At 69.6% G+C, this 12,730-nt stretch carries 13 protein-coding genes; 5 read left to right on the top strand and 8 right to left on the bottom strand.

What is annotated here, in order from left to right; all coding sequences use genetic code 11:
* Positions 1 to 81: 81 nt before the first annotated feature.
* From BJP40_RS20065 to trxA, 3 genes are read left to right on the top strand one after another with little or no spacing between them, the layout of a single operon-like run.
* Positions 82 to 495 carry an arsenate reductase ArsC gene (locus BJP40_RS20065; protein ID WP_071267274.1) on the top strand — a complete coding sequence of 138 codons (414 nt, stop codon included), beginning with the start codon at positions 82 to 84 and terminating at the stop codon, positions 493 to 495.
* A complete protein-coding gene (gene trxB, locus BJP40_RS20060) occupies positions 492 to 1,466 on the top strand; it encodes a thioredoxin-disulfide reductase (protein WP_071281551.1) in 975 nt (324 codons plus the stop codon). The genes BJP40_RS20065 and trxB overlap by 4 nt, the downstream gene beginning before the upstream one ends.
* 29 nt (positions 1,467 to 1,495) lie before the next feature.
* Positions 1,496 to 1,822, top strand: a complete 327-nt coding sequence (gene trxA / locus BJP40_RS20055) for a thioredoxin (RefSeq protein WP_071281550.1) — start codon at positions 1,496 to 1,498, stop codon at positions 1,820 to 1,822.
* 95 nt (positions 1,823 to 1,917) lie between these two features.
* Here trxA and BJP40_RS20050 read toward each other — a convergent pair whose 3' ends face one another.
* Entirely contained in the window at positions 1,918 to 2,289 is a 372-nt protein-coding gene (locus BJP40_RS20050; RefSeq protein ID WP_071281549.1) for a helix-turn-helix transcriptional regulator, read from the bottom strand.
* Positions 2,290 to 2,469: 180 nt separating this feature from the next.
* Between BJP40_RS20050 and BJP40_RS20045 the strand changes: the two genes are divergently transcribed.
* Positions 2,470 to 3,141 carry a low molecular weight phosphatase family protein gene (locus tag BJP40_RS20045; protein WP_071281548.1) on the top strand — a complete coding sequence of 224 codons (672 nt, stop codon included), beginning with the start codon at positions 2,470 to 2,472 and terminating at the stop codon, positions 3,139 to 3,141.
* A gap of 25 nt (positions 3,142 to 3,166) precedes the next feature.
* Here the strand turns inward: BJP40_RS20045 and BJP40_RS34430 are convergent, their stop codons facing one another.
* The 6 genes from BJP40_RS34430 to BJP40_RS20020 form a co-directional block, all read right to left on the bottom strand.
* Entirely contained in the window at positions 3,167 to 3,304 is a 138-nt protein-coding gene (locus BJP40_RS34430) for a hypothetical protein (RefSeq protein ID WP_177204429.1), read from the bottom strand.
* A gap of 187 nt (positions 3,305 to 3,491) precedes the next feature.
* Entirely contained in the window at positions 3,492 to 4,262 is a 771-nt protein-coding gene (locus tag BJP40_RS20040; RefSeq protein ID WP_079171316.1) for a response regulator transcription factor, read from the bottom strand.
* A gap of 54 nt (positions 4,263 to 4,316) precedes the next feature.
* On the bottom strand, positions 4,317 to 5,183 hold the full coding sequence (gene pstB / locus BJP40_RS20035) for a phosphate ABC transporter ATP-binding protein PstB (RefSeq protein WP_071281547.1): 867 nt from the start codon (positions 5,181 to 5,183) through the stop codon (positions 4,317 to 4,319).
* 47 nt (positions 5,184 to 5,230) lie between these two features.
* On the bottom strand, positions 5,231 to 6,145 hold the full coding sequence (pstA, locus tag BJP40_RS20030) for a phosphate ABC transporter permease PstA (RefSeq protein ID WP_079171315.1): 915 nt from the start codon (positions 6,143 to 6,145) through the stop codon (positions 5,231 to 5,233).
* On the bottom strand, positions 6,142 to 7,089 hold the full coding sequence (pstC, locus tag BJP40_RS20025; RefSeq protein ID WP_071281546.1) for a phosphate ABC transporter permease subunit PstC: 948 nt from the start codon (positions 7,087 to 7,089) through the stop codon (positions 6,142 to 6,144). Before pstC ends, pstA begins: the two co-directional genes overlap by 4 nt.
* A complete protein-coding gene (locus tag BJP40_RS20020; protein ID WP_226962536.1) occupies positions 7,086 to 8,072 on the bottom strand; it encodes a PstS family phosphate ABC transporter substrate-binding protein in 987 nt (328 codons plus the stop codon). Before BJP40_RS20020 ends, pstC begins: the two co-directional genes overlap by 4 nt.
* Before the next feature lie 324 nt (positions 8,073 to 8,396).
* On the opposite strand from BJP40_RS20020, the gene BJP40_RS20015 reads away from it, so the two are divergent.
* Positions 8,397 to 10,472, top strand: coding sequence for a PhoX family phosphatase (locus BJP40_RS20015; RefSeq protein WP_071281545.1), 2,076 nt, complete (start codon positions 8,397 to 8,399; stop codon positions 10,470 to 10,472).
* A gap of 1,741 nt (positions 10,473 to 12,213) precedes the next feature.
* Here BJP40_RS20015 and BJP40_RS20010 read toward each other — a convergent pair.
* Complete coding sequence (locus BJP40_RS20010; protein WP_256220776.1) at positions 12,214 to 12,603, bottom strand: hypothetical protein; 390 nt, start codon at positions 12,601 to 12,603, stop codon at positions 12,214 to 12,216.
* Positions 12,604 to 12,730: the final 127 nt, after the last annotated feature.

Genomic DNA, 12,730 nt, shown 5'->3' with positions numbered 1-12,730 from the left:
TCTCACATCAGTGGTGGATGACACCATCGGGTGCTGATTTCAGTTGCGCCTGATTTCGTCGCGAGACAAGAGAGACCTGCTGTGTCCGAGAAGCCCTCCGTCCTGTTCGTCTGCGTCCACAACGCCGGCCGTTCCCAGATGGCCGCCGCGTGGCTGTCGCACCTGGCCGGGGACCGCGTCGAGGTCCGCTCCGCCGGCTCCGCCCCCGCCGACCAGGTCAACCCCGCCGCTGTCGAGGCGATGCGGGAGGTCGGCATCGACATCACCGCCGAGACGCCGAAGATCCTCACGATCGACGCGGTCAAGGCGTCCGACGTCTGCATCACGATGGGCTGCGGCGACACCTGCCCCGTCTTCCCCGGCAAGCGCTACCTGGACTGGACGCTGGAGGACCCGGCCGGCCAGGGCGTCGAGGCCGTCCGCCCGATCCGCGACGAGATCAAGAAGCTCGTCGAGGGCCTGATCGAGGAGATCGCCCCGGAGAAGACCGCATGAGCGAGATCCGCGAGGTCGTCATCATCGGTTCCGGCCCCGCCGGATACACGGCCGCCCTCTACACCGCCCGCGCCCAGCTCAAGCCGCTGCTGTTCGGCAGCTCGATCTTCGTCGGCGGCTCGCTGACCACGACGACCGAGGTCGAGAACTTCCCCGGCTTCCCGACCGGCATCGACGGCCCCGACCTCATGGACAACATGCGGGCCCAGGCCGAGCGGTTCGGCGCCGAGATGATCGACGACGACATCGTCTCCGTCGACCTCACCGGTGACATCAAGCTCCTCACCGACTCCGCTGGCACCGTCCACCGCGCGAAGACCGTGATCATCGCCACCGGCTCCGGCTACCGCAAGCTCGGCCTCCCCAAGGAGGACGAGCTGTCCGGGCGCGGCGTCTCCTGGTGCGCCACCTGCGACGGCTTCTTCTTCCGCGACCGCGACATCGTCGTGGTCGGCGGCGGCGACACCGCCATGGAGGAGGCCACCTTCCTCACCCGCTTCGCCCGCTCGGTCACCGTCGTCCACCGCCGCTCCACCCTGCGCGCCTCCAAGGCCATGCAGAACCGGGCGTTCGCCGACGACAAGATCTCCTTCGCCTTCGACAGCGAGATCGCCGAGATCAAGGAGGAGAACGGGATGCTGGCCGGCGTCGTCCTGCGCGACACCTTCACCGGCGAGACCCGCGACCTGGACGCGACCGGTCTGTTCATCGCCATCGGCCACGACCCGCGCACCGAGCTCTTCACCGAGCAGCTGGCGCTGGACGCCGAGGGCTACATCAAGGTCGAGGCGCCCTCCACCCGTACGAACCTGCCCGGCGTCTTCGCCGCCGGCGACGTCGTCGACCACACCTACCGCCAGGCCATCACGGCCGCCGGGTCCGGCTGCCAGGCCGCCATCGACGCCGAGCGCCACCTCGCCGCTCTCGCCGACAAGACCCCGGCCATGGCAACGGCAACGGCAACGGCCTGACCGCGGCAGATCCCGACAGGAGGCACCTCGTGGCCCTCAAGACCGTGACCGACGCTTCCTTCGAAGCGGACGTCCTCAAGAGCAGCAAGCCCGTCCTGGTCGACTTCTGGGCCGAGTGGTGCGGCCCGTGCCGCCAGCTCGCGCCCTCCCTGGAGGCCATCGCGGCCGAGCACGGCGACAAGATCGAGATCGTCAAGCTCAACATCGACCAGAACCCCGACACCGCCATGAAGTACGGCGTCATGTCGATCCCGACCATGAACGTCTACGTCGGCGGCGAGGTCACCCAGACCATCATCGGCGCGAAGCCCAAGGCGGCCCTGATCCAGGAGCTGGAAGGCTTCCTCGCGGGCTGAGCCCCTGGGGCACGCCGCCAGGAGACGAGAACATGCCCCGGTCCCGCCGTCATTGCGACATGGCGGGACCGGGGCCGTTCTCGTAGGTACGCGGGTCAGGCGGTGTCGGGATCGAGAATGTCCCGGACCCGGCGCAGCCCGTCACGGTCAACCGAGTACCAGACCCAGGTGCCGCGGCGGTCCCGCCTCAGCAGCCCGGCCTCGGTCATGATCTTCAGGTGGTGGCTGACCGTGGGCTGCCGAAGGCCCAGGCACTCGGTCAGGTCGCAGACGCACGCCTCCTCCGTCGGGGAGCGCTCGATCAGCCGCAGTATCTGCAACCGGGTCGGGTCGGCGATGGCCTTGAGCATGGCTGCCATCCGCTCCGCCTCCTCCCGGTCGATCAGAAGGCAGGCGAGCTGCGGGCTGCACGCCTCCGTCTCCGGAGCGCGCACGGCCCGCGCCGTGTCTATTGCAGTGATGGCCATCTATTCACCATACGAGCGGCGGTGAGCGGAACGAGGCTCCGGAAGGTGGTCGTGCCATGAGTTCATCGAGCGTTCACTTTCGCTCGCGCCTGGGCAGAAAATAGATATCCATCTATGATCCTGGTAGACGGGCCGATCGGGTCCGCAGGCCGGAACGAGGCCGGAACGAGGAGGTGCGCGGTGGACGAGTCGGCTCACCTCGGGCGGTCGACGCCGCCGCTCCGGAGCACGAGCGCGCTGCTCGACCGCATCACCCGGCGGCTGGCCGCACGGCACCGCCGGTCGTTCTCCCGCGAGACCGTCGAGCGGTACGTGGCGGAGTGCGCCGGTCTGCTCGAAGGCCGGGCCCGGGTACGCACCTATCTGCCCGCGCTCGTCGAGCGTTTCGCGGACCAGCGGCTCAGCGCCCTCGCGCGCGGGGCCGGGCTCAGCCCCAAGCCGGTCCCCGAGGTGCTGTTCGTGTGCACGGAGAACGCCGGGCGCTCGCAGCTGGCCGCCGCGCTCATGCGTCAGCGGGCCGCGGGGGCGGTCACCGTGGCCACGGCCGGCTCGGCGCCCGCCGCGGACATCTCCCCCGTCGTGCGGCGGCTCCTGGCCGAGCAGGGCCTGGACGTGGGCGAGGAGTTTCCCAAGCCGCTGACCTCGGAGATCCTGGAGGCCGCCGACGTGGTGGTCACCCTCGGCTGCGGAGACGCCTGCCCCGTGCGGCCCGGCCGGCGCTATCTCGACTGGGATCTTCCCGATCTCGGCGGACTCGACATCGAGAGCGCGCGGGCCGTGCGGGACGGTCTGGCGACGAGGGTCGAGGGACTGGTCCGCGAACTGCTGCCCGAGCAGGCCCCCAGCACGTGATCCCCACCGCGGAGTGCGGCGGGGATCAGCGGTCGTCGCTCAGGCACCAGGAGACCAGCGTCCGGGCCTCGCCGAGCGTGCCCGCCGTGATCAGCTCCACGATCGTGGTCCAGTCCGCCGATCCGGACTGCCACCGTGTCGCCCCGACCGCGCGGAACCGCACCCGAGGCCCTCTTCGCGTACCAGCGCTTGCGGTAGACGAGGGTTCCGAGGGTGGGGACGTGGTGGCGTCCGCTGATCGCGGCCCAGCGGGGCCGACGCGACGCCCGCCCCGGGAGGTCGATGTACGAACTGTCGTCGTCCGACCGGTCCTCCATGGGCGGTGCGCCTCCCTCCGGTGGCTCGTCGCGTCAGGCGCCCGAGGGGGCCGGGGTCCGGTCGGTGGTGCATTCGAGCCGGTAGCCAAGCCCGCGGATCGCGTCGATGGTGCAGCAGCTCCCCGCCTCGTCTCGCAGCTTCATCCGGACGCGGCGGATGTGGACGGTGAGCGTGTTGCTGTCCAGGGCGTCGGTGCCCCACAGCGCGCGGGTGAGCTCGGCGCGACTGATGACCCGGTTGGGGTGCTGCATCAGATAGCGGAGCAGCTGGAATTCACGGACCGGCAAGTTCAGCGAGCGCCCTCGTACATGGACGTGGAACCCGGCCGGATCAAGCTCGATGTCGCCGACGGTCAGGGGGTCGGCCGAGCCGTCCCCGGTGGCCTTGCCGGAGGTGAGCAGCGGGAGGATCTCCTCGATGCGGTACGGCCGGGCGACGATGGCGACGGCGCCGGCGGCGAGCGCGGCGGTGGCCTCCCCCACTCCGTCCGGTCCGGCCCCGACGATGACGGGGACCGGGTGGAGGCGGGCGATCAGCTCGGTGACCTGCGCGGCGCCGACCACGGGCAGCGGGGCGGCGAGCAGGACAGCGGCCGGGTAGCGGACGCCGACCTGGAGCAGGGCCTCCGCGCCGTCGTGGCAGACGGTCACGGAGACGCCGGCGCCCTCGAAGCGGGCCACCGCCCGGCCCGCGAGCGTGACGTCCGGCTCGGCCAGGAGCAGGCCCGGACCGTTGGTGTCGGCCTTGCCGCCCCCGCCGCGCTCGGCGGCGGGCCGCGGGGGCCATGGTGCTGCGGGTGTCACGCGTGGTTCTCCTTCACGGTGGCGGCGCGCAAAGGGCGGCTCGGGGAGGGCGGCTCAGCCGAAGCGGCCGGAGATGTAGTCCTCGGTCCGCTTGTCGGCGGGGGTGCTGAAGATCCGGGCGGTCTCGTCGTACTCGACGAGCCGGCCGTGGCGGACGCCGTGGTCGTCGACGTCGGCGGTGAAGAAGGCCCTACGGTGCGAGACGCGGGCGGCCTGCTGCATGTTGTGGGTGACGATCACGATCGTGTACTCCTGGGCGAGGTGCTCCATGAGGTCCTCGATCTTGGCGGTGGCGATCGGGTCGAGGGCCGAGCAGGGCTCGTCCATGAGGATCACCTCGGGCTTGACCGCGATCGTGCGGGCGATGCACAGCCTCTGCTGCTGGCCGCCGGACAGCGCGAGCGCGGAGCCCTTCAGCTTGTCCTTCACCTCGTCCCACAGCGCGGCGCGGGTGAGGGTCTCCTCGACCAGGTCGTCCAGGTTCCCCTTCACGCCGGCGACCCGGGGGCCGTACGCGATGTTGTCGTAGATGGACTTGGGGAACGGGTTGGGCTTCTGGAAGACCATGCCGATGCGGCGGCGGACCTCGATCGGGTCGACGTCCTTCCCGTACAGGTCCTCGTCGTGGTAGCGGACCTTGCCGGCCACGCGGGCCCCGGGCACGAGGTCGTTCAGGCGGTTGAAGCAGCGCAGGACGGTGGACTTGCCGCAGCCGGACGGGCCGATCATCGCGGTGATCTGCCGCTCGCCGATGGTCATGTTGACGTCCCGGACGGCCTCGTGGTCGCCGTAGAAGACGGACAGGCCGCCGACCTCGAAGACGGGGCTGGTGAGTTCGGGCGCCTCGCGGAAGGTGACGTCCGGGGACTTCGCGCCGGTCCGGGTGGTGCCGCCGGCGGTGGCGTCGGAGGGTGCGGTCATGGCGGTCTCCAGTGGTGATGGAGTGGTGGTCGGGGAGGTCATGGGAGTCACCAGCGGCGGGAGTAGCGGTTGCGGAGCCAGATGGCGGCGGCGTTCATCAGCAGGAGGATCGCCAGGAGCAGGATGATCGCGGCGGCGGCGAGGTGGTGGAACTCCTCGCGGGACTGGCTGATCCAGTTGTAGATCTGGACCGGCAGCACGGTGTAAGAGCTCTGCAGGCCCTCGGGGTTGAACATCACGAAGGTGACCGCGCCCAGCATGATGACGGGCGCCGCCTCGCCGATCGCCCGCGAGAGGGCGAGGATCGAGCCGGTCGCGATGCCGGGCACGGCGGCGGGCAGGACCTGGCGGCTGATGGTCTGCCACTGGGTCGCGCCGAGCGCCAGGGAGGCTTGGCGGATGGACCGCGGTACGGCCCGGATCGCCTCGCGCGAGGCGATGACGACGACCGGCAGGACGAGCAGCGACAGCGTGAGGGCGGCGGTCAGGACCGTCGTACCGAGGGCGAACTGGCGGGCCAGCAGGCCGAGTCCGAGGATGCCGTAGATGATCGACGGGACGGCGGCCAGGTTCTGGATGTTCAGCTCGATCAGCCGGTTGTACCAGCGGTCGGGGTCGGCGTACTCCTCCAGGTAGATCGCCGCCATGATGCCGGTGGGCAGGCAGAACAGCGCGGTGAAGGAGATCACCCAGAGCGTGCCGAAGATGGCGGACTGGGCGCCGGCCCGCTCGGGGCGGCGGACGGAGGGGAAGTTCTCCCACAGCCTCGGGTCCAGGCGTGGCCACGCCTCGGCGAGGACGTACGTCAGCAGGGACACCAGGAAGACCACGCCGACGGCCAGGCAGGCCAGGAGCAGCCAGCGGAACAGGGTCTCGCCGGGCCGGAACCGGGGTCCGGCGAGCAGGCCGCGCTCGGGCTTCCGGGCCGCGGGTGTCGGTGCCTGGGTGGGGGTGGTGGTCACTCGTACACCTCCCGGTACTTGCGCACCAGACGGATGCTGAACAGGTTCATGAGGAAGGTGGCGACGAACAGCAGCGCGCCGACCGCGAAGATCGTGTCGTACGCGATCGAGCCCACCGGCACGTCGCCCGAGGCGGCGCGGGCGATGAACGCCGTCATGGTCTCCATCTCCACCAGGGGGTTGATGGTGAAGTCGGGCTTCGAGCCGGCCGCGATGAGCACGATCATGGTCTCGCCGACCGCGCGGGACACGCCGAGGACGCAGGCGGCGACGATGCCGGACAGCGCGGCGGGGACCACGACGCGGATGGACACCGTGCGCTTGCCGGAGCCCAGAGCGAAGGCGCCGTCGCGCAGCGAGTGCGGCACGGCGGACAGGGCGTCCTCGGTGAGCGAGGCGATCGTCGGCACGATCATCACGCCCATGACAAGGCCGGCGGAGAGGCCGTTGCGGACCTCCGGCTGCCAGCCCTCGGGCAGCAGGTCCTGGAGGAGCGGGGTGATGAACGCCATGGCGAAGAAGCCGTAGACGACGGTGGGGATGCCGGCGAGCACTTCCAGGCTGGGCTTGAGGACCTTGCGGACGCGGGGGTTCGCGTACTCGCTCAGGTAGATCGCGGCGCCCAGGCCGACGGGGACGGCCACCAGCAGCGCGATGCCGGTGATGACGAGCGTGGCGGCGACCAGCGGCAGCACGCCGAACTTCTTGTCGGCGAAGAGCGGGGTCCACTCGGTGCCGGTGAAGAACTCCACCGGGCTGACCTGCTGGAAGAAGCCCACCGCGGGCGGGATCAGCGAGACGACGATCCCGACGGTGGTGGCGACCGAGACCAGCGCGGACGCCAGCAGCAGGGCCTTGACCACGGCCTCGCCGTAGCGCGGGCGGGTCCGCCGCAGGGACCGGGCACCGGTCCCTGCGGCGGACGAGGTGGTGGAGCTCGTCACTTCGCGGCTGCCTTGAGCTTGTCGAGGGCGGCCTGGAGGTCCTTCTCCTGCTGGGCGTTGAGCGGGATGAACTGCGCGTCCTCGGCGATCTTCTTGTGGTTCGAGACGTAGAACTCGACGAAGTCCAGGACCTGCGGCTTCTTCAGGCCGGCGTCCGAGGGGTAGATGAACAGCTGTCGGCCGAGCGGGCTGTACGTGCCGTCCTGGGTGGCCTGGGCGCTGGGCTCCACGCAGCCCTTGCCGCCGTCGACGGCGACGGCCTTCAGCTTGTCCTTGTTCTCCTCGAAGTAGGAGAAGCCGAAGTAGCCGAGACCGCCCTTGGTGCCGGAGACGCCGGTGACGATGACGTTGTCGTCCTCGCTGCCGCTGTAGTCGGTGCGGGAGGCGCCCTCCTCACCGTTGATCTCGTCGGTGAAGTAGTCGAAGGTGCCGGAGTCGGTGCCCGGGCCGAACAGCTTCAGCGGCTCGTCGGGGAAGGAGGGGTCGATCTGGTTCCAGTTGTTCACCTTGGAACCGGGCTCCCACATCTTCTTCAGCTGCGCGACGGTCAGGCACTTCGCCCAGGTGTTGTCCTTGTGGACGACGACGCTCAGCGCGTCGTTGGCGACGGCGAACTGCTCGTACTTGATGCCGTTCTGCTCACAGGTCTTGATCTCCTCGTCCTTGATCGGACGGGAGGCGTCGGAGATGTCCGTCTCGCCGACGCAGAACTTCTTGAAGCCCCCGCCGGTGCCGGAAGTGGCGACCGTGACCTGGACCTTGGACTGCTTCTCCGCGTACAGCTCCGAGGCCGCGCTGGACAGCGGGGCGACCGTGCTGGAGCCGTCGATCAGCACCTTGCCGGACAGCTCCTTGCCGCCGCCCTCGCCGCCCTCGCCCTTCGAACCCGCGTCGCCGCCGCCGCACGCACTCGCGGCCAGCATCACGGCAGCCGTCAGCGCCAGGGGAGCCTTGGCCCGGCGCAGCGAAGTGGAAATGTTCACGACTCTCGACCCTCGTGTCTGCCGGATGCCCGGCGTTCTGGATCCGGTGCGCGGCGCGCCCCGTTCGGACAACCAGATCGAAGGCCGTCTATGTGAACACCCGGTGTACGGGGGACCCCTCCGCGATGAACGATAGCCGTTCATCTATATAGACAGATCATGATGCTAGGAGGGGTCGTCCGCGACGGTTTCCGTCCAGTGTTCGGGCGGAGTTCACCCTTCAGGCCACGCGCCGCGGGTATCCGCCGCCTAGCGTCCTCCATCGATGGCCGCCTATGTCCTCGGCGGCAGGACCGTCCGTGCCCCCTTGCGTGTGGAGGAACCGTGCCCGACCAGCCCGTACCCGGCGACCGTGACAGCCGGCGCACCGAGCTGCCGCTGCTGCCCAGCCACAACACCGCCCGGTCGGCGCTGACCTGCCGGTACCGGTGCGGCAACGCCTGCTCCCACGAGGCCCCCAACCGCTCGCTGAACACCTATTTCGGCGACGTCGTCGCGCGGGCGATGTCCCGCCGGGGCATGCTCAAGGGCGCGACCGTCCTGGCCATGGCCACCGGCGCCGCAGGACTCACCGCCGCCCCGGCCACCGCCGGCTCCGCCCGGCACGGGGGCCACGGCCGCCCGCCGCGCGGCCTCGACTTCACGCCGGTCGCCCCGAACACCGCCGACGCCGTGACCGTCCCCGAGGGCTACGCCCAGCAGGTCGTCATCCGCTGGGGCGACCCGGTCCTCCCCGGCGCGCCGCGCTTCGACGCCCGCCGACAGTCCGCCCGCGCCCAGGCCATGCAGTTCGGTTACAACTGCGACTACATGGCCCTCCTGGACGCGCCCCGTGGCCGCGGCCACCAGCTGCTCGTGGTCAACCACGAGTACACCGACGAAGAGATCATGTTCTACGGCTACGACCCGGCGAACCCGACCCGCGAGCAGGTCGAGACCGCCTGGGCCGCCCACGGCCTGACCGTCCTCGTCGTCCGCGCCGACCGGCGCTCCGGACGACTGTGGCCGGTGGGCGACGCCTTCAACCGCCGGATCACCGCCACCACCCCCTTCCGCCTCACCGGCCCCGCCGCCGGCGGCGAGCTCCTCAGGACCGTCGCCGACCCGACCGGCACGTTCGTGCTCGGCACCCTCAACAACTGCGGCGGCGGCATCACTCCCTGGGGCACCGTCCTGTCGGGCGAGGAGAACTTCAACCAGTACTTCGCCAACGCCGCCGCCGTCACCGACCCGGTCGCCCAGCAGCGCCTCGCCCGCTACGGCCTCCCGAAGGGCGCGAGCCCCCGCAAGTGGGAGCGGTTCGACGACCGCTTCGACATCGCCAAGGACCCCAACGAGCCCAACCGCCACGGCTGGATCGTCGAGATCGACCCGTCCGACCCGCACTCCGTCCCGCGCAAGCGCACCGCGCTCGGCCGCTTCAAGCACGAGGCCGCCGAGCCCCGCCTGACCCGCGACGGCCGCGTGGCCCTCTACATGGGCGACGACGAGCGCTTCGACTACATGTACAAGTACGTCTCCAAGCACGCCTACCGGAAGGGAAACAGCCCCTCCGCGCGCGCCCACAACATGCGCCTGCTCGACGAGGGCACCCTCTACGTCGCCCGGTTCACCGGCGACAGCCCCGCCGCCGAGATCGACGGCACCGGGAAGCTCCCCGAGGACGGCTCCTTCGACGGCGGCGGCGAGTGGATCCCGCTCGCCAGCGGCACGACGTCGCACGTACCCGGCATGACCGCCGAGGAGGTGTACGTCTTCACCCGCCTCGCCGCCGACAAGGTCGGCGCCACCAAGATGGACCGCCCCGAGGACGTCGAGCCCCACCCGGTCACCGGCCGCGTCTACGTCGCCCTCACCAACAACAAGGACCGCGGCGCCACCGGCAAGGCCGGCCCCGACGAGGCCAACCCGCGCAAGGGCAACAAGCACGGCCACATCCTCGAACTGGAGGAGCGCCGCTCCGACGCCGCCTCCCTCACCTTCGGCTGGCGCCTCGTCCTCGTCTGCGGCGACCCCGCCGACCCCTCCACCTACTTCGCCGGCTACGACAAGAGCCGGGTCAGCCCGATCTCCTGCCCCGACAACATCGCCTTCGACGAGCACGGCAACCTCTGGCTCGCCACCGACGGCAACGCCCTCGGCTCCAACGACGGCCTCTTCGCCGTCCCCCTCAAGGGCTCCGAGCGCGGCCACGTCAAGCAGTTCCTCACCGTCCCGGTCGGCGCTGAGACCTGCGGCCCCATCATCACCGAGGACCGCATCCTCATCGCCGCCCAGCACCCCGGCGAACTCGACGGCGCCACCACCGAGAACCCGGCCTCGCACTGGCCCGACGGCCCGGGCAGCATCCCGCGACCCTCGGTCGTGACCGTGTGGAAGGAGAAGCGCCGGGAACGCTGACCTGGGCATGGCGGCGACGTTCCAGCGCCCCTTCGCCCGCAGGATCCAGGTGGTGCTCTGGGTTCACGTTCTCGGCGCACATCAGAACGACTTCGGCCGGCATGAGTCAGGTCGCAGCAAGGCATACTCCTCCCTTTCTGTCTGGGCCTGTGGACCAGGGGACCTGCTCCACAGGCCCAGACAGAACCAAGTACCCCAACTCGTGTGCGGCGTCGACGCGTCCGCGCTCAGCGCTCTTCTCGGTCTGCAACGGCATGAACGGGAGGCTGCGGTCCCAGGAAGAGAAGGCCGCCACTTCCGGACGGTCATTGGGACGGCGACGCCCCACGTACGCCGTCCGCAGTACCGCCAGACCGGCTGGGCATGGGCCTATATACCATACGGCCGCCGCTGTTCGTCGGCATGCCTGACATGATTCGGACCATGGCGATCACGCAGGACCTCAGACCCGCCGGGTCGAGTGGCTCGACATCGAACCCGCCCGCACCTTTGCCAATCCTCCGCCGTTCGCCGGAGGGAGCAAGCGACCAGCCCGCTCGCCCCTTGGCCACCGGTTGAGGCCGGGAACGGGAACACCCGCCCCCTGTACGATTTCAGCCCCACCGTCGTGATCAACGGCTCCGCACCCCACTCCGGAACATGCCATACGGCGTGGACGACCGCCGCGAGCCCAGCGGGACACCATCGCGCCGCAGCCGGGCGACGGCGAGCGTCCCCGCGTAGCCGACGCCTACCGCCCGTCAACCCCAACGAGCATCAGGGGATCCACTGGGGAGACATCAGTCACCACACCCCTTGTACCTCAAGGACTCCCACACCCCCTGGTGCGCACACCTGCGCACCACAAGTATCCCCTGAAACCACGTTTCCACAGGTCAGGGTGTTCGGCGGTGGGGCCCAGGGGAGTCGAACCCCTGGGATTCCGACGCTGGAGACCTTTGCGGTGACGAGGGCGGAGGCGCGCCTCGGTGATCCCCCGTACAGCTCACAACCCTGCTCCGGGCGGTCATGCTCCCGTCTTCCGGTAGGGCCGCGGCAGATTTCCTACGTGAAGCGAGAGGCGCCGGGGGTCGGGTGGCCGGAAGAGCCCGGGTCGTAGCCGCGCCTCTACCGGTGGCAAGACGACGGATGCTGCCGCTGAGCGGTGGAGCCCAGATTTGCCGCTGAACGGTATCGGCGATCTTGATGACAATTGTCGCTGTTATGTGTCAACTATAGGTGTCAGTCACAGGTGCTGTGACCAAGATTCCTACTTGGCACCAGGCGACGTCCATGACCTGTGCTGATGCCAAGTAGCGTCAGCGGCTCGAGGAGCGGAATCAGAGAGATAGTTGGCACTTTGGTACACCGCTCTCGAAGGAGACGTTGTGCACTGGTGTGCTCACCGTGGGGCGCTCGCGTCCCACGGTTCCCGGGGATCCGTGGATCCCACATACGTCCCACAGGGCCCTGGGACGGGCGCCTGGAAGGGTACGTTCGCGCAGGTCAGCCCCTGTAGCTCAGCGGAAGCACCGCGGCGATCTGCTCCGAGACGGGCCAGGAGATCCGCGGCGCTCTGCTCGGCGGACGCGGGCTCTACAGTGCCCTGGCACCCGGACCTGGCGCCGTTCGAACGGCCAGTAGAAGGTGAGCGCCGCGCGCGGCCGGTCGGCCGACTGGCGCAACGGCGGCATCGGGCTCGGCCATCACCCACTACGGAAGCTGGACGGCGTGTCTGGCCGATCGCCGTCCCTGACGTCTTTCATGCGGAGAGATGGACGTTCACACCCAGCCAGCCAACCGCCTTCAAGTCACGGATTAGCCACTCATAGGCAAGCTCAGTTGCCGGGCGGGACGATCCCGTGGTCAGTTCGCGATCTACGTAGTACGGCCGATGGAAGTTCGTCTTGGATTCGACCGGCCCACCGGGGAACGGGGAGGTGGGGCCGAACCCCGGCTCGGTCCACAGATCCAGGTCCACCTCAGGTGGGTCATTGCGGCGCCCTGCGGTCTTGGGACGGAGGGTATAGATCAAGCCGCTGTGGGAACCGTCCGTGTCGTCCTCCGGCATGACCACCATGCCCTCAGCGCTCACAGGCAGGGCGCTGTACAGGCCCAGTGCAGGGGCGAGGGATGGGAAGTTCAGCTCCACCAGCTGTCGGTAGCAGATCAGGGCGTCTCGCAGAATCTGCCTGGTGATCCTCAGTGTCAGCAACGGGGAATATTGATCCGAAACGATTCGGGTTCTGGGTCGTTGGTGGGGTGTGAGCGATCTGGTG

The sequence above is a fragment of the Streptomyces sp. CC53 genome, from assembly GCF_001865245.1.
Lineage (GTDB): Bacteria > Actinomycetota > Actinomycetes > Streptomycetales > Streptomycetaceae > Streptomyces.
Note: the sequence above shows the minus strand (reverse complement) of the source record. Positions and strands in the feature narration are given on the sequence as shown.

Coding starts and splice junctions, on each gene's coding strand:
- trxB (WP_071281551.1), top strand. CDS start 492: ATGAGCGAGATCCGCGAGGTCGTCATCATCGGTTCCGGCCCCGCCGGA.
- pstB (WP_071281547.1), bottom strand. CDS start 5,183: ATGACCGCACCCTCCGACGCCACCGCCGGCGGCACCACCCGGACCGGC.
- BJP40_RS20050 (WP_071281549.1), bottom strand. CDS start 2,289: ATGGCCATCACTGCAATAGACACGGCGCGGGCCGTGCGCGCTCCGGAG.